Consider the following 21,860-nt stretch of genomic DNA (forward strand, 5'->3'; position numbering starts at 1 on the left):
GAAGAACGCCAAGTGCCTATTCCGGGGGGGATCTTGGCCACGTTCGACCGATACCTTGCTGGTCAATTGATGACCTATTTCGGCTTTTTCAGCCTGGTGCTGGTGGCCGTCTATTGGGTGAACCGGGCGATTGGTCTGTTCGACGGGCTGATCGCCGGGGGGGCCAGCCTTGTGACCTTTCTGGAGTTCACGGCCCTGGCCTTGCCCAATGTCATCGTCGTGGTGCTGCCGGTGTCGGCCCTGGTGGCAACGCTTTATGGGTTGAACCGGCTGTCGGCAGATAGCGAGATGGTCGTGGCCCAAACGACAGGGTTGGGACCTTGGCAATTGGCGCGACCGGTCGCAGTGTTTGGCATCGCGGTCGCGGTTATGATCTCGGTTCTGGCCCATGTCCTGGTCCCGGCCTCGCGGGCCGCTTTGGCCACGCGCAGCGTCGAGGTCAGCCAGGATGTGACCGCGCGCCTTCTGAAAGAGGGGGAGTTTCTGCACCCCGGCACGGGCGTGACCGTCTACGTCCGCGAAATCACCGAAGCCGGGGAGTTGCTGGGCCTGTTCCTGCAAGACCGGCGCAGCGCGGACACCCGCACCTCCTACACGGCGGAGCGGGCCTTGCTGGTGCGGTCCGAGACGGGCACGGGCCTGGTGATGTTTGACGGCATGGCCCAGACCTTGGACGTGGCGGAGCGCAGTCTGGTCACCGTCCGGTTTGACGATTTCGCCTACGACCTGGCGGGGCTGACGGGCACGGGCAGCGACCGTCTGAGGGATCCGCGCGAATTGTCGACCCTGGCCCTGTTGCAAGCGGGACCCACGCAGCAGGAGGCGACGGGCGCCAACCGCGCCAAGCTGCTGGCCGAGGCCCATACCCGGTTTTCGGAAGCGCTCTTCGCGGCAGCAATCCCCCTGCTGGCGCTGGGGTTCCTGATGCAGGGCGGGTATTCGCGCATGGGCCTTTGGCGGCAGATCATGGCCGCTGTTGTGGCGGCGATCCTGTTCAAAATGCTGGCCAATGTGGCCGAGGCAGAGGCGCGGGACAGCGCAAGCCTGTGGTGGTTGATCCATGTCCCGCCGGCCATCACCCTTGGTTTGGGCTTGGCCCTCACCTGGCGCAGCACCCTTGGGCCGCGTCCCTGGCGACGGGGGGCTGTCGCATGACGCTGTCGCTCTACGTGGCCCGCCGCTTCTTGTGGTTGGTGTTTATCGTCACGCTGGTCTTCACGGGCCTGTTGCTGCCCATTGACCTGATGGAGCAGGTGCGCCGGTTGGAGGGGCAAGACGCCGGGATCGGCGACGGCCTGCGCCTCGCTGCCCTGAATCTGCCCAGCGCGCTCTATCAGATCCTGCCGCTGATCGTGATCCTGGCGACGCTGGCGCTGTTCCTGGCCTTGGCACGGTCGAGCGAATTGGTGGTCATTCGCGCGGCGGGACGGTCTGCGCTACGCGCCTTGATGGCGCCCGTCGCGGCGGCGATCCTGCTGGGTGCGCTTGCGCTGGCCATCGTCAACCCCATCGTTGCCGCGACCCAAGGGATCTACGAGCGGGAGATCGCCAAGTTCCGCTCCGGTATCTCGTCTGTGCTGTCGGTCAGCGAGGAAGGTGTTTGGCTGCGACAGGGCGATGCTTCGGGTCAGACGGTGATCCGCGCGGCGCGGTCTTCTTTGGACGGGACGGTCCTGTTCGAAGCGACCTTCATTGCCTTTGACGCAGGCGGCACCCCGATCGAGCGCGTAGACGCGCGCCGCGCTGAATTGAGCGCGGGCGATTGGCTGCTGGAAGGTGCGAAGCGCTGGCCGCTGGGCACATCCGACAACCCCGAGCGGGATGCCAAGGCCGTGGATATCGCCACCATCCCCTCGACACTAACCGAAGACCAAATTCGCGACAGTTTCGGCGTCCCCTCCTCCATCCCGATCTTCGAACTGCCGGGCTTCATTGAGCAACTCGACGCCGCGGGGTTCTCCGGGCGCACCCACCGTGTGTGGTTGCACATGGAACTGGCCAATCCCTTTATGCTGGCGGCCATGGTGATGATCGGCGCGGCCTTCACCATGGGCCATGTGCGATCCGGCGGGGCAGGCAAGATGGTGTTGATCGCGCTGCTGCTGGGGTTCGGTGTGTTCTTCCTGCGGTCTTTTGCCCAGACCCTGGGAGAGAACGGGCAACTTCCGGTGGCCCTGGCGGCCTGGTCGCCCCCTTTGGCCGCGATCCTGATGTCGCTGGGCGTCATCTTACAGTTGGAGGATGGCTGATGCGGTGGCTTGTCCTGTGCCTCGCCCTAATGGCCGCGCCCGCCCATGCGCAGACGGCGCCCGCGACGCTGGTTGCGGACCGGATCGACTTTGATCCCACACGGCTCGTGGCCTCCGGCGCGGTGGAGATCTTTGCCGAAGGCCGCATCCTCAGGGCACCGCGCATCACCTATCTACGCCAAGAGGATCGCTTGATCGTCGACGGCCCGCTCACGCTCATTGATGGGGATGAGGCGGTGCTGGTGGCGGATTTCGCCTCGCTCTCGCCCGACCTGCAGGGCAGCGTTCTACAAGGCGCGCGCCTGGTCTTGGACGACCGGCTGCAGGTGGCCGCGACCGAGGTCACTCAGGGCGAAGAAGGGCGCTACACCCAGCTGTTCCAAGCTGTCGCCTCCTCCTGCCCCGTGTGCGACGAGGGCGACGTTCCGCTGTGGCAGATCCGCGCCAAGCGCATCATCCACGACCGTCAGGAAAAGCAGATCTACTTCGACAGCGCGCGTTTCGACGTGGCCGGGGTGCCCGTGGCCTGGCTGCCGCGTCTGCGCCTGCCGGACCCGACGTTGGAGCGGACCAGCGGTTGGTTGGCCCCGCGCTTTTCGTCCGATGATCTGTTGGGCACGGGGGTGACGACACCGTATTTCTTTACCCTCGGGCCGTCGCGGGACCTGACGCTGTCGCCCATGTGGACCAACTTCGACACGCGCAGTCTGGGGGTCCGCTATCGCCAGGCCTTTAACACGGGGCGGATAACAGTCGAGGGTGCCCTGTCCGACGACCGCCTCACATCGGAGCCATGGCGCGGGTATGTCTTTGCCGAGGGACAGTTCAGGCTGCCACGGGATTATCGGCTCGACTTCGATATCGAGGCGGTGAGCGACGACACCTATCTGCTGAACTACGACATCAGCGAAAAGGACCGTCTCGACAGCCGCATCGCCGTTAGCCGGGTCGAGCGGGACAGCCGTCTCGTGGCGGAGGCGATCCTGTTCCAATCCCTGCGCACAGGCGATGACGACCGGTTTTTGCCCACCCGCGTCCTCACCGTGGAACGCCAGGGCCGGACCGAACCTGACCTGCTCGGCGGCCAGGCGCTCTGGACACTACAGGCCCACGCGCGCGAGCGCACGGCGACGACGGTGCCCGCGGGACAGTCGGCCAACGCGGCCCGCGACGTCTTGCGCGCCTCGGCTGCGGTGGATTGGCGCCGGTCTTGGGTGACGGGCGGCGGGCTGGTCTTCACGGGCTTGGGCGGGCTGCATTTGGATGCCTACAACATCCGACAAGACGATACCTTTGCCGATACAACCTTCGCGCGCGCCGTGCCCTATGCAGGGCTGGAGGCGCGCTTGCCCCTGGCGCGCACCGATCAGAGCGGCGTGCGACACGTGATCGAACCGGTGATGCAGGTGATCCTGGCGCCCGAAAACCGGGCGACCACCCCCGACGAGGACAGCCTGACGCCCGAATTCGACGAGGGGAACCTCTTTTCGGCAAGCCGCTTCGCCGGGCGGGACACGCGGGAGTTGGGCAATCGCGTCAATCTGGGACTGGGCTACACACGGTACAGGCCGGACGGCTGGACGGTCGGAGCCCTGGTAGGTCGCGTGATCCGCAGTCGGGATTTGGGGCAGTTCCGCCCCGAAACGGGCTTGGATGGGAAATCCTCCGATTGGCTCCTTTCGTTTGGGATCGCCGACGATAATGGGTTCGAGGCGATGACCCGCTCGATCTTTGACGACCAACTCAGCGTCAACCGGTCCGAGACGATCTTGCGCTGGTCCAGCGACGACCACGCGCTGGAGACGCGTTATACCTTTCTGCAAGCGGACACGACCGCAGGCCGCCCCATCGACACGTCGGAGTGGTCCCTGGACGCGGCGCGCAATCTTGGCGGCGACTGGACGGGCCGGGCCAACTGGCGATATGACTTCGTCACGAACGACGCCAGCCGGGCGGGACTGGGTCTGACCTATCGGTCGGACTGCGTGACTGTGGATTTTGATGTGGAGCGGCGGTTTACCTCTTCGACCACCTTGCAGCCATCGACGCGCTTTGGCCTGTCGGTGGAGTTGGCGGGCTTTGGGGCAGACGACCGGGCGAAACGGGCGCGCAAATGTGGACTATGACGGGCAAAGGCCAGGTGGGCAGATGATCAAGCAGATGAAACGGCTCGGCGGTGCGCTGGCCCTAGTGATGCTGGCCGCGACGGGGCCACTCCACGCCCAGGGACAGCCCTTTGCGCCCGTGGTGATCGTCAACGGGACCGGCGTCACGAACTTCCAGATCGACCAACGCGCGCGGTTCCTGTCCCTGCTGGGGGCGCCGAATGCCGATTTGGCCAGTGCGCGCGAGACCATGGTGGACGAGACGTTGCAGGTGCAGGCCGCCCGTGCGGCTGGCATCGAGTTGACCGCAGAAGAACTGGACGCGGGCATGGTGGAATTCGCCGCCCGCGCCGGGCTGGAGCCTGCCCAGTTCATCGAAATCCTGGAACGGGGCGGGATCGCCGGAGAGACCTTCCGCGATTTCGTGCGCAACGGGCTCTATTGGCGACAGCTGGTGCAGCAGCGCTTCGGGCCCCAGGCCCGGCCCAGCGAAGCGGAGATCGACCGCACCCTGGCCCGTGGCACAGCCGGGGGCGTCCGAGTGCTGCTGTCGGAAATCGCCCTGCCCCAGACGCCGGAAAACCGCGACGAGGTGGCGGCCCTGGCCCGGCAGTTGTCAGAGACCATTTCCAGCGAGGCCGCGTTCCAGCAGGCCGCGCGACAGTATTCCCGATCCGCCAGCGCGCGGCGCGGCGGACGCATCGACTGGCTGTCGCTATCGCAATTGCCCCCGCCGCTTGTGGCGCAGGTTTTGGCGCTCGGCCCGGGTCAGGTCTCGAACCCAGTCGACCTGGGCGCCTTTGTCGGCCTGTACCTGCTGCGCGATTTGGACGAGAGCGGGGTCACCCGCACGGAGGCGCTGTCGGTCGACTATGCCGAGTACCTGATCCCCGGTGGACGCAGCCAAGAGGCCCTGGCCCGCGCGGCGCAGATCCAGGCCCGCATCGACACCTGTGATGATCTCTACGGCGTGGCCAAAGGCCAGCCGCCCGAGGTTCTGACCCGCACAATCGCGCGCCTCGACGACCTGCCCGGCGACCTGCGGCAGGAATTGGCGAAGCTCGACGACGACGAGGTCTCGACCCTCCTGACACGGGGCGGAAACCTGCGGTTTGTGATGCTCTGCGGCCGCGTGGTCGAGCCACCCGAGGGCGCCTTCGAGGCCGTTGGCCAGCAATTGCTGAACGAGCGGCTGACCAGCTATGCCCAGGGCTATCTGGCGGAGTTGCGCTCGGACGCGATCATCGAGGATGGCTGACCGTCCGCCCCTTGTCGTGACATGCGGCGAACCGGCGGGCATCGGACCGGAGGTGATTGCGAAGGCGCGGCTGGCGGCACCGGATATCCCCTTTGTGGTGATCGGAAACCCGGATCATTTTCAGGGGCTTGGCTGTCCCGTTGACGTGGTGGAGACACCGGTGTCGGCGTCCCAACATGGGCTGTCCGTCCTGGCCCACGACATTCCCGGCCCACGGGTTCCAGGCCGCCCCGACCCCGCGCAGGCAGCCGGCGTTATCTCTGCCATTGCGCGGGCGGTGGACCTGGCGCAGACGGGCGCTGCGTCGGGAATTTGTACCGCGCCGATCCACAAGAAAGCCCTGAAGGACGGCGCCGGGTTCGCCTATCCGGGGCATACGGAATACCTGTCGGCCTTGGGTGGCGATGCGGACGTGGTCATGATGCTGGCCTGCCCTGACTTGCGCGTCGTGCCAGCCACCATCCACATTGCCCTGTCTGAGGTGCCACGTGCCCTAACACCGGACATCTTGGAGACGTGCTTACGGGTCACCCATGCGGGCCTGCGCCGTGACTTCGGGATCGCCGCCCCACGGATCGCCGTTGCGGGGCTGAACCCCCACGCGGGCGAAGGCGGAACCATGGGCACGGAGGAGCTGACCTGGATCACGGCGCTGGTGGCACGGCTAGCCCCGGAGCTTGGGTGTTTTGGCCCGCTGCCCGCTGACACGATGTTCCACGCCGGGGCACGCGCGGGCTATGACGCCGCCGTCTGCATGTACCACGATCAAGCGCTGATCCCGATCAAGACCATTGATTTCGCCGGGGGCGTGAACGTCACCCTGGGCCTGCCTTTTATCCGCACGTCGCCCGACCACGGCACGGCCTTTGACATCGCGGGACGGGGCATGGCGGACCCAACATCGATGGTCGCAGCCCTCCGCATGGCCTGGGACATGGTGGGCCGACGGCAAGGGCTCGCGCTGGTTTAACGGCTTTCGCTTCGGGACAGAGGGCGCAGCGGATGCAAGGCCAGTATGACGGTGGATCAGCGCTCTGCCAGAACACGATTGGGCGGCTACTGCCACGCAAACATAGGCAGGGAACGTCGCACGCAGCATCCGCAGGATCAGCAAAAGTGTCGCGATAGGTCCTTTCGGTCTTCAACACCCGATGCGGGCTATCGAGCGAGGCGGATGTTACACCCACTTGCTCGGCGGCTGAGGGCGCCGTGTCATGGCGGATCCGACACCTGAAATCGAAACTTACGGCCCCCATCGCACTGCTGGTTTGGGCACCAAAGAACAGCCCTGATCGCTTCAGGCGCGGCAAATGGCTTGTGCGGCCGCATCAAAGGCACATTTCAAAACTCAGATCATCGAGGGGCGTTTATCTTTCGCCATTCTCGATAACGCCGTTTTCGAGACGGCAAGGCGACTGCCGGAACACCGTCGAGAGCCTTGGGAGACGCCACGGCGCGTCCCCGCTAACCGCGCAGCGCATTTGGTCTCTCTAGCCGGAGGCCAGGGAGCGACACCTCGCCCGAAGCGCACATCGCCCCGTCTCCGACCTACTGCAATTTGCCGGTCTCCCATGGCGTGTTTCTCGCGGGCCACGAGCCGAGGCCGGCTTTCGCAGTCAGGGCGCCCGAGAACGCTTCCTGTTAGCCCTTGGCGCGTTAGGATCAGGTCCCAGGTCTTCGGTCGTTTGGATCCATGACTAAGCACCCCTCCACGCTTTAACGTATCTACCAACTCAGACGACCGGCAACTGAGCTGCTACACCTCCGAGCGATCCCACAGGAACGGGCACGACAAGGCCCTTGTCCTGGCCCCCTATCATCGTCAAACGCCATAGACATGAGCCAAATCGACGACCTGCCCCCGCTCCGCGATGTGATCGCAACCCATGGCCTGCGCGCCAAAAAGAGCATGGGTCAGAACTTCCTGCTGGATTTGAACCTGACGTCCCGCATTGCGCGGCTGTCCGGTCGGTTGGATGGCGCCCATGTGTTGGAGGTGGGTCCTGGCCCCGGCGGCTTGACCCGTGGACTGCTGGCGGAGGGCGCGGCCCGCGTTGTGGCGGTGGAAAAGGATGCTCGCTGCCTGCCCGCACTGGATGAAATCGCCGCCGCCTATCCCGGCCAGTTGACCGTGCTCAATGGCGACGCCCTGGAGATCGACACAGCGGCTCACCTTGAGGCCCCGTGGCGCGTGGTCGCGAACCTGCCCTACAACGTGGGCACCGAGTTACTGGTGCGCTGGTTGACGCCTACCAGTTGGCCGCCGCCGTGGCAGAGCCTGACGCTGATGTTTCAGAAGGAAGTGGCCGAGCGGATCGTGGCCCAGCCCGGCGCGAAGGCCTATGGGCGGTTGGCGGTCCTGGCGCAATGGCGCACCACTGCGCAGATCGCGATGACCCTGCCGCCGGAGGCCTTTAGCCCGCCGCCGAAAGTGCATTCTGCGGTGGTCCACCTTGAGGCCCTGCCCGCGCCCCGCTTCCCAGCCGATGCAGCCGTCCTGGAGCGCGTGGTGGCCAAGGGGTTCAACCAGCGCCGCAAGATGCTGCGGGCCGCGTTGAAAGGCGTTGTTACTGACCTGGAGGATCACTTGGTCGCTGCAGGGATCGCCCCCACGGACCGGGCCGAAGTCGTAGGTTTGGAGCAATGGTGCGCCCTAGCGCGGAGCGTGGCTGAGGCCAGGTGACCCTGTAGCGCTCCGCTGAGTCCTTTTGCCCTGCGGGCCGGGCGGCGGTGCGATTGCCGACGGGATGCGGGGCGCGTTGGGGCCCCGTCGTTTCGGGATAGGCGGTTATGAGCATCGGTAACTTTAGGCCTATGGGCACGGCCTACGACACCCAGCCAGGCCTTGAGCGGCCCAACGGACAAAGAAAGCGAGACGAACGATGCCGTGTTGCTGAACTTTCGACGAAGTGGCTCCGACGCCTTGCAGTGGTGTCCAACTTGCGACGACCACGGTCGGATATTTGGTCCAACTCTGCCCTCTGTGAAGGGTGACGCACCAAACGCCCCAGAGCCGAGGTCACCCCAACGACACATGCGGGACGCTGAGACAGGGCAGGATCAGCTCAGGCGTCTTCGGAGGATTGCGTGTCGGGCGCATCGGGAGCCGCCTTCGCCTTCGCCGGAGACTTCCGCTTTGGTTTCGGCTTCGCCTCCGCACCGTCATCTGCCGTCGTTGGCGCTGCGTCGGCCACCGCGTCATCGGTCGGTGCCTTTTTGCGGGTGCGCGTGCGGCGGGGTTTTGGCTTGGGCGCATCGTCCGCTGCGGGTGCCCCCTCCGGCGCGGGGGCCGTGCCGCTCGCCTCTGGGGTCTCGACGAGGCCACTGTCCGTCGCCTCTGTCTCGATCACATCGACGGGCACAGAGTCTGACGTCGTAGCGGGCTTCGGTTCAGCGGCGTCGCGGCGACGATTGCCGCCCTGTTGACCGCCGGTGTCACGGGCCTCGGACCCATTGTCAGACCGACCCTGCTGCGCAGATTGGCCCGCATCAGACCGGGAGCCGTTGCCTTGGTTTCCGTCACCGCGCTGGCCGCCATCATTGCGGTTTTGGCCGTTCTGACCAGAGTTCCCAGACTGATTGTTCTGGTTATTCTGTTGGTTGTTGTGGCCCTGGTTCTGCTGGTTTTGCTGCTGCCGGGCTTCCATCTCTTTTTGAGCGGCCGCCAACATGCGCGTGTAATGTTCCGCGTGTTGCTGGAAATTCTCGACGGCGACGCGATCGCCGGACAATTGGGCGTCGCGCGCCAATTGGTTGTACTTGTCGATAATCTGTTGGGGCGTTCCGCGCACCTTACCCTCGGGGCCGGAGCTGTCGAAAACCCGATTGATGATGTTGCCGCCCTGGGGCCGGTTGTTACGGTTCTTATTGCGCGACCGCGACTTAGAGCTTCTCATGCCAGGATAGGTTCCGCTTGGATTTAGCCAAGGACCGTGCCCGCCTGCGGTGGGTCGAATGGGTCCGGGGTTCGTGGGCGTTGCAAGAGGGGCGATGGGATGTTCCACCGACTTCCGCAAGTTGCACTCGCCTTATGGAAGTGTCTGCCCTGGTTTACAAGTAGATTCGTTCCACTCAGGTGGATTTTTGCCCTGCAACCACGCGATCCTTGCCGGGCAGGTCCTTGAGTACGCGGATGTCCCGTAGCCCAGCGCGTTGAAACATGGCCACGACGTCGCCTGCCTGGCCCGCGCCGATTTCAACCAGTAGTCGCCCGCCTGACGTGAGGAACCGACCGGCCTCTGCCGTGATCGCCCGATACGCCGACAGACCATCGCCGCCGGGTGTCAGGGCCATCGTCGGCTCATGAAGGACTTCGGGCGAGAGGTCCTCCATCTCTTGCGCGGTTATGTAAGGCGGGTTCGACACGATGAGGTCGAACGGCCCCTGAACCGCCGTGAACCAATCGGAACGTATCAACTCCGCTCGGTCCGCCACCCCCACTTGGGCGAGGTTTTGCTGCGCGACGGCCAAGGCGGCCTCCGACAGATCCGTGCCCACACCCCGCGCCCGTGGCCGTTCATGGAGCAGGGACGCGAGGATACAGCCCGAGCCGGTGCCCAAGTCTAAGATGCGGTCAAAGGCCCCCTCCAAGGCGGCCTCGACCAGGGTCTCCGTATCAGGGCGCGGGTCCAGCACATCGGGTGTCACGACGAAGTCATGCATCCAGAACGCCCGCCGCCCCAGGATATGGGACATCGGCTCTCGCGCGATGCGCCGGGCAACAAGCGCCTCCAAGGTGGCAGCGGTGCGGTCGCTCAAAGGCGCCGCATCTTCCGCCCCAGCCGCCTGCACAAGCTTTGCCGCATCCCGCACCGCATCCGGCACGCCCGCCGCTTCGAGCCGCTGCCGCACATCGGAAAGGAGCTGTTGGGCATCTGGTGTCTGAGCGGGGTCGGTCACCCCGCCATCTCGGCCAATTGCCGCGCTTGCAGATCGGCGGTTAGCGCATCGATCACTTCATCCAGGTCACCCTGAACCACCTGATCCAACTTATAGAGCGTCAGATTGATGCGATGGTCTGTCATGCGCCCCTGGGGGAAGTTGTACGTTCGGATCCGCTCGGATCGGTCGCCACTGCCGACCTGGGCACGGCGGTCTGCGGACCGCTCGGCGTCCAGCGCGGCCCGCTGCGCCTCGTAGAGACGGGCGCGCAGGACGTTCATGGCGATCTCGCGGTTGCGGTGCTGGGACTTCTCGCTGCTGGTGACCACGATCCCCGTGGGCAAATGGGTGATGCGCACGGCGGAGTCGGTGGTGTTGACGTGCTGCCCCCCGGCTCCGCTGGCGCGCATGGTATCGATCCGAATGTCGGTTGCGGGAATGTCGATATCCACCGCCTCCGCCTCGGGCAGCACAGCCACGGTTGCCGCCGAGGTATGGATACGCCCGCCGCTTTCCGTCGCGGGCACCCGTTGGACCCGGTGAACGCCACTTTCAAACTTGAGCCGAGCAAAAACGTTCTCGCCCGCGATACGCAGGACCAACTCCTTGATTCCACCGAGGTCGGTTTCTTGCCGCTCCACCACCTCGGTCTGCCAGCCGCGTCCTTCGGCGTAGCGGCGGTACATCCCTTCCAAATCGCCCGCGAACAAAGCGGCCTCTTCGCCACCGGTCCCGGGTCGGATTTCCAAGATGGCGGGGCGTGCATCAGCGGCGTCGCGCGGCAACAACGCAATTTGAAGGGCGGATTCGCTGTCGGTCAGGGCGGCCCGCAGGTCCGGCACTTCGGCCTGGGCCAGTTCCGCCATCTCTGGGTCGTCCAGCAAAGCCTCTGCCTCCGCCAACTGCGTCGATAGGGCGCGGTGGGCCTGGATCTGTTCCGCGACGGGCTTCACCTCGGCATATTCCCGCGTCAGATCAGCAATTTCCGAGGCCTCGGGGCCCGCGTTTAGCCGCGCTTCGAGGTATTCGTAGCGGGACAAAATCTGGTCAAGGCGGTCTGTCGGGATCATCCGCGCGTGATGGGCGTGCAAAGTCGCTAGGTCAAGGGCGGCGTCCAGGTTAGCCTACCCGCCAGGAGGTATGTGAGATGACGAAATATACGATCCTGGCCTGCGCTCTGGCGGCCCCCTTGGCGATCACCCCAGCGCTGGCGGATAAGAAATGGCCCGACTGCTACTGTACGGACAGCAGCGGCAGCCGCGTGGAGATCGGACAGACAACCTGCCTGACGGTCAACGGTCGGGCGTTTCAGGCCAAATGCGAGATGTCCTTGAACGTGCCCATTTGGCGCAACAACGGTCAGGGCTGCGTGACTGGCTAAGCTGTTTATCAGCGGGCGTCATCCAGCCCCGGCACGCCCGTAGCGGGTGAGCGCGGTATAATCCTTCCGCGGCCCCCGCACGCGCCATCGCATGGACCACCGGGGCCATTGGCCAAAATCGTAGGCCAGTTGGTAGTCATCGGGCGGGCAATCATGTTGACAGGTTGCGCGTGCGCCAGGACCGATCCAATGGAACGGGCGGCCGTCGCCGAACCGTACTTCGACCCCGTCGCCGCGGACCTGCCACAGGGTCTCTCGCCGGGCTTCGAACCCTGCGCCCCCTTGCTGCATCTGGCCCACTTCGACCGAGCGGAGCGCAGACCCTTCGCGCGTCCAGACTGCGGTGCCCTGGAACCGGATCCAGTCCCCCCCGACCGGCCGCAACACCCGCACCACGGACCACGTGCCCAATAGGGCGGCGAGGCGTCCGTCGGGCGTCTCCCCTGGGATCATGGTGCGTCCTCCCCTTCCTTGCGGCCCCTCGCCGCGCACCCTATGACGCGCGCGACGCCGCTGCCAGAGGACGACCGCCCATGATCCCCCGCTATTCCCGCCCCGAGATGGTTCAAATCTGGGAGCCTTCGACGAAGTTCCGCATCTGGTACGAGATCGAGGCCCACGCCTGCGACGCCATGGCAGACCTGGGCGTCATCCCCCGCGAAAACGCCGAGGCTGTCTGGAAAGCCAAGGACGTGGAGTTCGACGTGGCCCGCATCGACGAGATCGAGGCCGTGACGAAACACGACGTCATCGCCTTCCTGACCCACTTGGCCGAACACGTCGGATCGGAAGAGGCGCGCTTTGTCCACCAGGGCATGACCTCGTCGGATGTCTTGGACACCTGCCTGAACGTCCAGATGGTGCGCGCGGCGGACATTCTGATCGCGGACATCGAAGGACTTTTGGCGGCGCTGAAAAAGCGCGCCATCGAACACAAAGATACCCTGCGCGTCGGGCGCAGCCACGGCATCCATGCAGAGCCGACCACCATGGGCCTGACCTTTGCGCGCTTTTACGCCGAGATGGACCGCAACCTGACGCGGATGCGCACGGCACGGGCGGAAATCGCGACAGGCGCGATCTCGGGCGCCGTGGGCACCTTCGCCAACATTGACCCCGCGGTCGAGGAGCACGTCTGCGCCAAGCTGGGCCTGAGCCCCGAGCCAATCAGCACCCAGGTCATTCCCCGTGACCGCCACGCGGCTTTCTTCGCGACCCTGGGCGTGATCGCCAGCAGCATCGAAAACATCGCCATCGAAGTCCGTCACATGCAGCGGACCGAGGTTCTGGAGGGGGCAGAGTTCTTTTCCATGGGGCAAAAAGGCTCCTCCGCGATGCCACACAAAAAGAACCCCGTGCTGACGGAAAACCTGACCGGTCTGGCCCGCTTGGTGCGCGGCGCGGTGGTGCCTGCCATGGAAAACGTCGCCCTGTGGCACGAGCGGGACATCTCCCATTCCTCGGTGGAACGTATGATCGGGCCGGATGCCACGATCACGCTGGACTTTGCCCTGGCCCGCCTGACCGGGGTCATCGACAAGATGCTGATCTTCCCTGAAAACATGCTGGAGAACATGAACAAGTTCCCCGGCCTCGTGATGTCCCAACGGGTGTTGTTGGCTCTGACCCAAGCCGGTGTCAGCCGCGAAGACGCCTATTCCATGGTGCAGCGCAACGCCCTGAAGGTCTGGGAAGAGCGGGTCGATTTCCGCGAGCAACTGCTGGCCGACGCCGACGTGGTTGCCGCGCTTGGTGTGGACGGGATCGAAGAGAAATTCGACATGGGCTACCACACGAAACACGTGGACACGATCTTCAAGCGCGTCTTCGGCGCATAGATCGGGGCCGCATCCAGCCCTATGGGAAGGCGACAGGGGTCAGTTGCCCTCTGCTGCGCCTTCCACTGCGGTCGCGGCACCTTCCACGGCTTCGGCGGCGCCTTGAACCGCCTCGGCCGCGCCGCCGGTGATGGTGACGTAGGTTGTGTCGTCGGCTGGCGCGCCGTTGAGGACAAAAAACCAGATGGCCAGGCCCGCGATAACGGCCCCGAGAATAAGCCAGAGCGCAGAGGACCCTCCGCCCGATTTTTCGACGATATGAACGGTTTCTTTTTCCCGCGTGTGCGGATCATTGGCAGAGGTCATGGGGCTATCTTTCCTTGCGTTCTGAGGGACAAACCACGGTCCCGTCTGATCGGTTCCAACGGCATCGGGTGACCCTGCGACAATTGGGTGTTTGGTCGGGACGGAAAGTCGGCCTACCCTCTTTGTCACGAAAGACACGAACGGAGACGACGATGACCAAGATCAAGACGATCCTCGCCGCCGCCGCGCTAATGCTCGCGCCCGGTATTGCTGCTGCTTACGAATGCAACTGGGGCAAAGGTGAACAAGTGACCATGTCCTGTGCCCCAGGGTCCAGCTGGGACGCCACCGCCGGCGTCTGCACCCCGGACGCCACAGGCTAAGACCTGCCGCCAGACACAAAAGATTGGGTCTCACAGTTTCTGTGGGGCCCTTTTTCGTTGGCGGATCCGATCTCACCGCCCACCGGGTCACCCAGACGTCTGTGTCGCGACGGCTTTGCCCGCCACATAGACCTTCGCCACAGCCCGGTCATCGCCCATCATGAGTGTGGGGAACACCGCTTCCCAGATCGTCTCCGCACGGTTGCTGCGTTGGGCAATCGCCGGGGTGGAGGCCAGGTCCAACACCACCAAATCAGCCGCACTGCCGGGGGCCAGGGTGCCCACCTCCGCCTCTGCCCGGAGCGCCCGGGCAGACCCTTCTGTGGCCAGCCACAGCAACTGCGCAGGATGCAACGCTTGCCCCCGCAACTGCGCCACCTCGTAGGCTGCCGCCATCGTGCGCAGCATGGAAAAGTTGGACCCGCCGCCCGTATCGGTGGCCAACCCAACCCGGTGGGTTGCCGCTAACCCCATGTCGAACAGCCCGGAGCCGATGAACGTGTTGGAGGTCGGACAATGGACCAGCGCGGCGCCAACCTCGGCCAGCCGATCCCACTCTCGCGGCGTGAGGTGGATGGAATGCCCATAGACGCCGTTTTCTCCCAAAAGCCCGTGCGCCTCATAGGTGTCCAAGTAGTCGCGACTGTCGGGGAAGAGGTCACGCACCCAGGCCACTTCGTCGGTCTGTTCGCTGAGATGGGTTTGCATCAAACACGATGGGTGTTCTGCCCAAAGGGCCCCTAGGGCTGACAATTGGCCAGGCGTCGAGGTCGGCGAAAACCGGGGTGTGATCACATATCGAGCCCGACCCCGCCCGTGCCACCGATCCAACAGAACCCGGCTATCGTCATAGGCCGATTGCGCCGTGTCCCGCAGGGTGTCCGGTGCATTGCGGTCCATGCAGGTTTTCCCGGCCCAGACAGCCATGCCTCGCGCCTCTGCCGCCTGAAACAAGGCATCCACACTGCTTGGATGGATGGTGCAATAACTGGCCACGGAGGTCGTCCCATGGGCAAGGGCCAAGTCCAGGTATCGGGCGGCGATGGTATTCGCATAGGCAGGATCGACGAAACGCGCCTCCTCCGGGAAGGTGTAGGTGTTCAGCCAGTCGATCAGCCGCTTGCCCCAGGACGCGATAATGGCCGTCTGCGGGTAATGGACATGGGCGTCCACGAAGCCGGGCAGGATCAACCCGTCGCCGTGGTCGACCTCCGTCGCGTTTGGATGGGCGTCGCGCATCGCCTGCACCGGACCGTGCCCAAGGATCACGCCGTTCTCGACGGCGACGGCCGCCCGAGCTTCATAGCGCGCCGCCCCTTCCGGTGGGACACGGAACGGATCATCGGTGAAGGCAAGCACTTGGCCCAGGATCAGCATTGTCATGCCTTGGGCCTAGGACCAGGGGCCGCATCGCGCAAGGGGCCGCGCCAGGACGGGCGGTGAGCAGCGATTGGCATACCCCTGCACCAGGGTCCGGGGTGCCAATTGGATCACACTGGATGGGTTTTTGACGGGATCCCAAACGGTGTGTCTGGTTGGGAACATCACACTCGTTGGCATCATTCGACCGATCACATGGGCCCATGCGCTGCGGCCTATCCAATCACGTCGCCCCGAAGGAGCATCACGTCTAACACTGCCTGTCATACCGCCATGGCTATTTCGGCGAAGCAGCATACGCATCCAAGTTGCCGTCCTATGCGCGCTTGAAATGCCACGTCCCGGTTCGACCGCCCCCCAAACGACTGCGCCACTGCACGGTCGCCAAATGGGAAACGCCCCCTATCTCTCGGGGCGGCGAGGCTGTATCGCACAACCAAGACGATCAAGGGGGACCCCAGCGATGACCCAGGACCAGACCGCCCCATCGCCTGATCCCCTCGACGAAGAGATCGACCTGGACGACGCCCGTCTGCGGTCTGTTCGTGAGGCCCTGTCTAACCGTGACCGCATGGCCTTGGACGATCTGTTGGAGCCCTTGCACGGCGCTGACATCGCGGACCTTTTGGAGCAGATCACCGAGCTAGAACGCGCTTCTCTCATCGAGCTGTGGCAAGGACAGATCGACGGGGAAATCCTGTCGGAGTTGGACGAGTCGCTGCGTGAAGAGGTGCTCGACGCGTTGCCCGCCGAGGACGTTGCCGAAGCGGTTCGGGAGCTGGACACCGACGACGTCGTCGATCTTGTGGAAAACCTAGACGACGAAGACCAGGCCGACGCCATCCTTGGGGCCCTGGACGACGTGGACCGCGTGGCCGTGGAAACGGCCTTGTCCTATCCCGAGTATTCCGCCGGCCGCCTCATGCAACGAGAGGTGGTTGTTGCCCCCTCTTTCTGGAGCGTGGGCCAAGCCATCGACTTTCTGCGGAATGCCACGGACCTGCCCGAACACTTCTACCACGTCATCTTGACGGACCCGAGGATGCGGCCCGTGGGATATGTGACCCTGGGAAAAATCCTCGGCGCGCCCCGGGATACGGCGCTCAGCGATATCGAAGAAGACAGCTTCCGCACGTTTGACGTCACCGACCCCGAGGAAGACGTGGCCTATGCCTTCAATCAGTACCACCTGATTTCGGCCCCGGTGGTGGATGCGGACGACCGCCTCATGGGTGTGATCACAATCGACGACGCCATCCGTATCTTGGATGAAGAGGCGGAGGAGGACATTCTGCGCCTGGCCGGTGTTGACGCAGATGAAGCGATTTCGAACCGGACCCGGGATGTGGTCCGGCGGCGCTTTCCCTGGTTGGCGGTCAACCTTGTGACGTCGATCCTGGCCTCGCTGGTGATCGCGCAATTCGACGCTGTGATCACACAAATCGTGGCCCTGGCGGTTCTGATGCCGATCGTCGCCTCCATGGGGGGAAATGCGGGCACGCAGTCCCTCACGGTGGCCGTGCGCGCGCTGGCAACCCGCGACCTGACCGGGGCAAACGTCTGGCGCGTTATTCGACGTGAGGTGGCCGCGGGCGCCATCAACGGTGCGGCCTTTGCGGTCATCATGGGGATCGTCGGCGTCGTCTGGTTCGGCTCGCCGATGCTCGGTGTGGTGATCGCCGTGGCGATGGTCATTAACCTGATCGTGGCTGGCCTGGCAGGTGTCGGCATCCCGGTGATCCTAGAAAAGGTCGGTGTGGACCCTGCCCTGGCCTCTGGTGCCTTTGTGACCACGGTGACCGATGTGGTCGGCTTCTTTGCCTTTCTGGGGCTCGCGGCGCTTTGGCTGCTTTGATAGGCTCAGCCCGGTTGTCCTAGGGCGGGTCAATCTCCCTCGCGTTGATGCACGCGCGTCGTGCTGAGCGTTTCGACCAGCATGGCGGTCAGCAAACCGAAGAGCAGCAGTCCGTTCGCCGCTGCCAGTCCGCCGAGTAAGCGCCATTCCGGAACCATCAGCACGTCGCCGAACCCGAGCGTTGTAAAGACCACCAGCGCAAAATAGACCGAAGCTTCGAAAGTCTCGAAAGTCCCCAGCCACCAGAAGGCAAAGGCCCAGATCCAGACCGCCACCGTGACCATGGCCAGCGACCAGAGCATCGCCAAAGCCAGGGTGAGCGTCAATTTCGGACCGTGGGGTCTGCGTGCAATCCGAGGGCGCAGCTTGCCCAGCACCGCCTCTAATGCCCACCAGCCCGGGGCCGTAACCAGGGCCGTTACCACAATAAGTAAGCTGCCGATGACCAGTTGTTGGACCACGCGCCCCGCTCAGGCGGCCGCATCGAGCAGCGCTTGCGCCGCCCCGCGCGCCGCATCGGTGATGGTGTCCCCTGCCAACATGCGGGCGATTTCGTCCACACGTCCCGCTTCGGCCACTGGCACGACGGTCGATGTGGTCACCTCCTGCTCCACGCGCTTTTCCACGCGCCAATGGTGCGCGCCCAGTGCGGCTACCTGGGGCGAGTGCGTGACCACCAAGACCTGTCCGCCCTCCGCCAAGGCTTTCAGGCGCCGTCCGACCGCATCCGCCGTGGCCCCGCCCACACCGCGGTCGATCTCGTCAAAGATCAAGGTCATGGAGCGGTCGCCCCCGGTCAGGCAGACCTTCAGCGCCAGCAGGAAACGGCTCAACTCGCCGCCGGAGGCAATCTTATTCAACGGACCCGATGGCGCGCCAGGGTTGGTCGCGACCTCAAAGGCGACTTCGTCCACACCCTCCGGGCCTGGTGCCGTGGCGGCCAAGGTTGTGGTGAAGGTCGCCCGATCCATCCTCAGCGGGGCTAGCTCTGCCGACATGGCCCTGTCCAACCGCTCGGCGGCGTCGCTGCGCAGGGCCGTCAGTGCAGAGGCCGCCGCGTCGTAGTCGGCCCGCGCGGCCTCGACCGCGATCCGCAGATCGGCAAGGCCCCCTTCGGAGGCATCGAGCAACGACAGACGTCCCCGCAAGTCTTCGGCAAACGCGGGCAGCTCATCGGGCGTGATCCCATGTTTGCGTGCGGCGGCGCGTAGGGCAAAGAGCCGTTCCTCGGTCTCCTCCAACTCGCGCGCGTCGAAGGTAAGCGCGTCCAGGCAGGTCTCCACCCCCTGCTGGGCGTCGCCCAGCTCGACCAGGGCGCGGCTCAGGGCGTCCAAGGCCGGGGCCAAGGCATCACCGGCCTGACCCGCCGCGCCATCCAACCATCGGGTCGCATCCAACATCTGTCCTTCGGCCCCGTTCGGACCAATGGCCTCAAACGCGCGAGAGACATCATCGCGGATCTTTTCCGCCGATTGCATCAAACGGCGACGCGTATCCAGCGCTTCGTCCTCGCCTGCCTCTGGACCCAGCTTGTCCAGTTCCTCAACCGCAAAGCGTAGGAAATCTTCCTCTGCACGGGCCTCTTCGGCGCGGGCCTCTGCGGCCTCAAGGGCCTTCTGCGCCTTGGCCAGCGTCCCCCAAGCCGCGCGGACAGGCGCCGTATCGGCACCGGCAAAGGCATCGAGCAGGCGCCGGTGCCCCCGCACGTCCAACAGCCCCCGGTCGTCGTGTTGTCCGTGTAATTCCAGCAGCGTATCGGACAGGGCACGCAGAACCTCCCCCGTGACGCGGGTTCCGTTAACCCAGGCGGTTTTGCGCCCATCGCGGGTGTTGACCCGGCGCAAGATGACTTCGTCGTCCTCCAGGAAGATGTCGTAATTTGCCAGAACGTCCCGCGCGCCATGCCCCTCGGGCAGGTCGAAAACGGCCGTCACCTCGCCCTGTTTGGCGCCTTGGCGGACCAATTCCGCCCTGCCGCGCCACCCAAGGACAAAGCCTAGGGAATCAAGCAGGATCGACTTGCCCGCGCCGGTTTCCCCCGTCAGCACGTTGAGACCGCCACCGAACTCCAACGAGAGGCGGTCAATGATCAGCATGTCTCGAATGTCGAGCGTTCTCAGCATCCCCAGACCCCCGCAGGACGGGGGTCACCCCGCCGCCCGTTGCCCTGTTCCACGCGCCAAGGCGCGCGACCGCGACCCTACAGCCAACGCCCCCGGACCGTGCGATCATAGATTGACCGCAGCCAGCCCGTCCCCGCAGCCTCCGCCGAAAGGCCCTGACCGGTCAACTGACGGAAGGCATCATCGTAGAAGGGCGACGACTGAAAGTTGTAACCCAAGATCGCCCCGGCCGTCTGCGCTTCCTCGGTCAGTCCTAGGGCCAGATAGGCCTCCACCAGACGCATCAAGGCCTCGGGCGTGTGAGTCGTGGTCTGGAATTCCTCAACCACAGCACGGAACCGGTTGATCGCGGCCGGGTAATGGGCCCGCTTCAGGTAGTACCGCCCGATTTCCATCTCTTTGGCCGCTAGGTGGTCAAAGGCCAAATCGAACTTCAGGATCGACGACCTAGCGTATTCACTTTCGGGGTAGCGTTCGATGACCACCCGCAGCGCCTGCAGGGCTTGAAAGGTTAGGCCCTGGTCCCGGCCAACCTGGTCGATCTGATCGTAATAGCTGAGCGCGAGGAGATACTGGGCATAGGCCGCGTCCTGATCCGCCGGATAAAAGTCAATGAATCGCTGGGCCGATGCGCGCGCGTTCTCGTAGTCGCGGTCTTTGTGATAGGCGAACGCCTGCATGATCAGGCCACGGCGGGCCCATTCTGAAAACGGATAGAGGCGCTCAATCTCCGCGAAGAGCTGCGCGGCGTCTTCGGCATCGCCGCTTTCCAGTTCCTGCTCTGCCCTCTGGAAAATCGTCTCAGGGGCAGTGTCTTCAAGTGGCACCTCATCGGCGCCGCCGCATGCGGACAGCGCCGCCACAAGTCCCAACACGCCCAACGGTTTGCGCAACCGGTGCCCCATTCCAACTGTCATGCGAACCTTCCCTGCCCCGTGCGCCTTGCGGGCGATTGCCTCCTTATAGTCAGAGGCTCCGGGGGTGTGAAGCACCACGAACACCGGCGGCGTCACAGGTGGGCGAAGACGTCTTCTTCCAGCCCAGCCCCCGGCAGCAGGTGGCATTCCGCCGCCGTCAGCGTCCGCACACGATAGGCAAGCGGGTCGGCGAACAGGGCGTGCAGCAACCGGTTGGTCATCGCATGGCCCGATCGAAGTCCGGTGTAGCGCCCCAGGATCGGCGCCCCGGCGAGGGCGAGATCGCCCAGCGCGTCGAGCATCTTATGGCGCACGGCCTCATCGGCATGGCGAAGGCCTTCGGGGTTAACCACCCGCGCGCCATCCACCACGACGGCATTCAACAAGGATCCGCCAAGGGCCTTTCCGGCGGCATGCATGGCGTCCACGTCTTGCTGACGACAGAAGGTGCGGCTGTCACAGAGTTCCCGCACAAAGGTCCCGTTGGATAGGCGCAGAACCTTGCGTTGCTGACCGATGGCCGCGTCGGCAAAGTCGATGGCGAAGTCGATCTCCAATTCCCGCGCGGGTTCCAAGGTCGCAAAGCGGTCGCCGTCTTGGACCGATACGCGCCGCAGCACCTCAATGGCGTGAACAGGCGCATCCAAACGCCGGACACCAACCGCCAGGATCGCACGCACGAAATCAGCGGCGGAGCCGTCGAGGATCGGCACCTCTGGCCCATCCACCTCGACCATCGCGTTCAGGATCCCGCACCCCGCCAGGGCGGCCATGATATGCTCCACCGTCGAGACGGAGACACCGGCCTCATTCACCAGCAAGGTACACAAAGGCGAGGCCTGCACAGCAGAGTGGCGCGCCGCGATCATACCGTCCCGCGCGACGTCCGTGCGCCGGAACCAGATCCCGTGGTGGGCACCAGCTGGGTGGATCGACACACGGGCAGCCGCGCCGGAGTGGAGGCCCACGCCGGACAGACGGATCACGGATTTGACGGTCGTTTGCATGGCGGCCCATTCGGTTCATCGGGCGTGAGAGACACCCGCTCGATTGTCAGATACGCGGGGGCCCCGGGCGACACAATTCAACCCTCGTTACGCCTTGAAATAGGAGCATTTACCCATCGGCGGATAGTTGCCGATTCCTTAACGCCAGCAATATAGGCCCGCGATTACAGTGACTTGAGGTCGGCTGAAACTGGCGAATTCCGTGTCGGAGCAGGCGGGACGTTATGATGCCGCAAC

20 protein-coding genes are annotated in these 21,860 nt (G+C 64.7%); 10 read left to right on the top strand and 10 right to left on the bottom strand.

The window, feature by feature from the left end; translation table 11 throughout:
• Positions 1 to 33 precede the first annotated feature (33 nt).
• From lptF to rsmA, 6 genes are all read left to right on the top strand, one after another.
• Complete coding sequence (gene lptF, locus K5R33_RS00460; protein WP_220747006.1) at positions 34 to 1,155, top strand: LPS export ABC transporter permease LptF; 1,122 nt, start codon at positions 34 to 36, stop codon at positions 1,153 to 1,155.
• Positions 1,152 to 2,249: an LPS export ABC transporter permease LptG gene (gene lptG / locus K5R33_RS00465; protein ID WP_220747007.1), complete on the top strand. Its 1,098-nt coding sequence runs from the start codon at positions 1,152 to 1,154 to the stop codon at positions 2,247 to 2,249. The genes lptF and lptG overlap by 4 nt, the downstream gene beginning before the upstream one ends.
• Positions 2,249 to 4,375 carry an LPS-assembly protein LptD gene (locus K5R33_RS00470; RefSeq protein WP_220747008.1) on the top strand — a complete coding sequence of 709 codons (2,127 nt, stop codon included), beginning with the start codon at positions 2,249 to 2,251 and terminating at the stop codon, positions 4,373 to 4,375. The genes lptG and K5R33_RS00470 overlap by 1 nt, the downstream gene beginning before the upstream one ends.
• A gap of 22 nt (positions 4,376 to 4,397) precedes the next feature.
• A complete protein-coding gene (locus K5R33_RS00475) occupies positions 4,398 to 5,612 on the top strand; it encodes a peptidylprolyl isomerase (protein ID WP_220747009.1) in 1,215 nt (404 codons plus the stop codon).
• Positions 5,605 to 6,582, top strand: a complete 978-nt coding sequence (pdxA, locus tag K5R33_RS00480; RefSeq protein WP_220747010.1) for a 4-hydroxythreonine-4-phosphate dehydrogenase PdxA — start codon at positions 5,605 to 5,607, stop codon at positions 6,580 to 6,582. The genes K5R33_RS00475 and pdxA overlap by 8 nt, the downstream gene beginning before the upstream one ends.
• An 867-nt stretch (positions 6,583 to 7,449) precedes the next feature.
• Complete coding sequence (gene rsmA / locus K5R33_RS00485; protein WP_220747011.1) at positions 7,450 to 8,295, top strand: 16S rRNA (adenine(1518)-N(6)/adenine(1519)-N(6))-dimethyltransferase RsmA; 846 nt, start codon at positions 7,450 to 7,452, stop codon at positions 8,293 to 8,295.
• 382 nt (positions 8,296 to 8,677) lie between these two features.
• Here the strand turns inward: rsmA and K5R33_RS00490 are convergent, their stop codons facing one another.
• From K5R33_RS00490 to prfA, 3 genes are all read right to left on the bottom strand, one after another.
• Positions 8,678 to 9,508: a DUF4167 domain-containing protein gene (locus tag K5R33_RS00490; protein WP_220747012.1), complete on the bottom strand. Its 831-nt coding sequence runs from the start codon at positions 9,506 to 9,508 to the stop codon at positions 8,678 to 8,680.
• 175 nt (positions 9,509 to 9,683) lie between these two features.
• Positions 9,684 to 10,511 carry a peptide chain release factor N(5)-glutamine methyltransferase gene (gene prmC / locus K5R33_RS00495; RefSeq protein WP_220747013.1) on the bottom strand — a complete coding sequence of 276 codons (828 nt, stop codon included), beginning with the start codon at positions 10,509 to 10,511 and terminating at the stop codon, positions 9,684 to 9,686.
• Positions 10,508 to 11,563, bottom strand: a complete 1,056-nt coding sequence (gene prfA, locus K5R33_RS00500) for a peptide chain release factor 1 (protein WP_220747014.1) — start codon at positions 11,561 to 11,563, stop codon at positions 10,508 to 10,510. Before prfA ends, prmC begins: the two co-directional genes overlap by 4 nt.
• A 77-nt stretch (positions 11,564 to 11,640) precedes the next feature.
• Between prfA and K5R33_RS00505 the strand changes: the two genes are divergently transcribed.
• Positions 11,641 to 11,874, top strand: a complete 234-nt coding sequence (locus K5R33_RS00505) for a hypothetical protein (protein ID WP_220747015.1) — start codon at positions 11,641 to 11,643, stop codon at positions 11,872 to 11,874.
• Positions 11,875 to 11,892: 18 nt separating this feature from the next.
• Here K5R33_RS00505 and K5R33_RS00510 read toward each other — a convergent pair whose 3' ends face one another.
• Complete coding sequence (locus K5R33_RS00510; RefSeq protein ID WP_220747016.1) at positions 11,893 to 12,327, bottom strand: DUF6314 family protein; 435 nt, start codon at positions 12,325 to 12,327, stop codon at positions 11,893 to 11,895.
• Positions 12,328 to 12,407: 80 nt separating this feature from the next.
• Here K5R33_RS00510 and purB point away from each other — a divergent pair, with 80 nt between their 5' ends.
• Complete coding sequence (gene purB, locus K5R33_RS00515; protein ID WP_220747017.1) at positions 12,408 to 13,712, top strand: adenylosuccinate lyase; 1,305 nt, start codon at positions 12,408 to 12,410, stop codon at positions 13,710 to 13,712.
• Positions 13,713 to 13,751: 39 nt separating this feature from the next.
• Here purB and K5R33_RS00520 read toward each other — a convergent pair whose 3' ends face one another.
• Positions 13,752 to 14,018 (bottom strand): hypothetical protein, encoded by a 267-nt coding sequence (locus K5R33_RS00520; RefSeq protein WP_220747018.1) that lies wholly within the window; start codon positions 14,016 to 14,018, stop codon positions 13,752 to 13,754.
• Between the two features lie 152 nt (positions 14,019 to 14,170).
• On the opposite strand from K5R33_RS00520, the gene K5R33_RS00525 reads away from it, so the two are divergent.
• Positions 14,171 to 14,341 carry a hypothetical protein gene (locus K5R33_RS00525; RefSeq protein WP_220747019.1) on the top strand — a complete coding sequence of 57 codons (171 nt, stop codon included), beginning with the start codon at positions 14,171 to 14,173 and terminating at the stop codon, positions 14,339 to 14,341.
• An 87-nt stretch (positions 14,342 to 14,428) separates the two neighbouring features.
• On the opposite strand, the gene guaD is transcribed toward K5R33_RS00525, so the two are convergent.
• Complete coding sequence (gene guaD / locus K5R33_RS00530) at positions 14,429 to 15,724, bottom strand: guanine deaminase (RefSeq protein WP_220747020.1); 1,296 nt, start codon at positions 15,722 to 15,724, stop codon at positions 14,429 to 14,431.
• A 460-nt stretch (positions 15,725 to 16,184) separates the two neighbouring features.
• On the opposite strand from guaD, the gene mgtE reads away from it, so the two are divergent.
• Positions 16,185 to 17,576: a magnesium transporter gene (gene mgtE, locus K5R33_RS00535; RefSeq protein WP_220747021.1), complete on the top strand. Its 1,392-nt coding sequence runs from the start codon at positions 16,185 to 16,187 to the stop codon at positions 17,574 to 17,576.
• A 29-nt stretch (positions 17,577 to 17,605) separates the two neighbouring features.
• Here mgtE and K5R33_RS00540 read toward each other — a convergent pair whose 3' ends face one another.
• The 4 genes from K5R33_RS00540 to lpxC form a co-directional block, all read right to left on the bottom strand.
• On the bottom strand, positions 17,606 to 18,037 hold the full coding sequence (locus K5R33_RS00540; protein WP_220747022.1) for a potassium channel family protein: 432 nt from the start codon (positions 18,035 to 18,037) through the stop codon (positions 17,606 to 17,608).
• 9 nt (positions 18,038 to 18,046) lie between these two features.
• On the bottom strand, positions 18,047 to 19,699 hold the full coding sequence (recN, locus tag K5R33_RS00545) for a DNA repair protein RecN (protein ID WP_220747023.1): 1,653 nt from the start codon (positions 19,697 to 19,699) through the stop codon (positions 18,047 to 18,049).
• 77 nt (positions 19,700 to 19,776) lie between these two features.
• The gene (locus tag K5R33_RS00550) at positions 19,777 to 20,616 is read right to left on the bottom strand and encodes an outer membrane protein assembly factor BamD (protein WP_220747024.1); all 840 of its coding nucleotides are present in this window, start codon (positions 20,614 to 20,616) and stop codon (positions 19,777 to 19,779) included.
• 92 nt (positions 20,617 to 20,708) lie between these two features.
• A complete protein-coding gene (gene lpxC, locus K5R33_RS00555; protein WP_220747025.1) occupies positions 20,709 to 21,623 on the bottom strand; it encodes a UDP-3-O-acyl-N-acetylglucosamine deacetylase in 915 nt (304 codons plus the stop codon).
• Between the last annotated feature and the right edge of the window lie 237 nt (positions 21,624 to 21,860).

This window comes from Jannaschia pagri (genome assembly GCF_019655435.1).
GTDB classification, from domain to species: Bacteria; Pseudomonadota; Alphaproteobacteria; order Rhodobacterales; family Rhodobacteraceae; genus Jannaschia; species Jannaschia pagri.

Coding starts and splice junctions, on each gene's coding strand:
- lpxC (WP_220747025.1), bottom strand. CDS start 21,623: ATGCAAACGACCGTCAAATCCGTGATCCGTCTGTCCGGCGTGGGCCTC.
- pdxA (WP_220747010.1), top strand. CDS start 5,605: ATGGCTGACCGTCCGCCCCTTGTCGTGACATGCGGCGAACCGGCGGGC.
- mgtE (WP_220747021.1), top strand. CDS start 16,185: ATGACCCAGGACCAGACCGCCCCATCGCCTGATCCCCTCGACGAAGAG.
- K5R33_RS00525 (WP_220747019.1), top strand. CDS start 14,171: ATGACCAAGATCAAGACGATCCTCGCCGCCGCCGCGCTAATGCTCGCG.
- lptG (WP_220747007.1), top strand. CDS start 1,152: ATGACGCTGTCGCTCTACGTGGCCCGCCGCTTCTTGTGGTTGGTGTTT.
- K5R33_RS00520 (WP_220747018.1), bottom strand. CDS start 14,018: ATGACCTCTGCCAATGATCCGCACACGCGGGAAAAAGAAACCGTTCAT.
- prfA (WP_220747014.1), bottom strand. CDS start 11,563: ATGATCCCGACAGACCGCCTTGACCAGATTTTGTCCCGCTACGAATAC.
- guaD (WP_220747020.1), bottom strand. CDS start 15,724: ATGACAATGCTGATCCTGGGCCAAGTGCTTGCCTTCACCGATGATCCG.
- K5R33_RS00510 (WP_220747016.1), bottom strand. CDS start 12,327: ATGATCCCAGGGGAGACGCCCGACGGACGCCTCGCCGCCCTATTGGGC.
- recN (WP_220747023.1), bottom strand. CDS start 19,699: ATGCTGAGAACGCTCGACATTCGAGACATGCTGATCATTGACCGCCTC.
- K5R33_RS00550 (WP_220747024.1), bottom strand. CDS start 20,616: ATGACAGTTGGAATGGGGCACCGGTTGCGCAAACCGTTGGGCGTGTTG.
- K5R33_RS00490 (WP_220747012.1), bottom strand. CDS start 9,508: ATGAGAAGCTCTAAGTCGCGGTCGCGCAATAAGAACCGTAACAACCGG.
- purB (WP_220747017.1), top strand. CDS start 12,408: ATGATCCCCCGCTATTCCCGCCCCGAGATGGTTCAAATCTGGGAGCCT.
- rsmA (WP_220747011.1), top strand. CDS start 7,450: ATGAGCCAAATCGACGACCTGCCCCCGCTCCGCGATGTGATCGCAACC.
- K5R33_RS00470 (WP_220747008.1), top strand. CDS start 2,249: ATGCGGTGGCTTGTCCTGTGCCTCGCCCTAATGGCCGCGCCCGCCCAT.
- K5R33_RS00475 (WP_220747009.1), top strand. CDS start 4,398: ATGATCAAGCAGATGAAACGGCTCGGCGGTGCGCTGGCCCTAGTGATG.
- K5R33_RS00505 (WP_220747015.1), top strand. CDS start 11,641: ATGACGAAATATACGATCCTGGCCTGCGCTCTGGCGGCCCCCTTGGCG.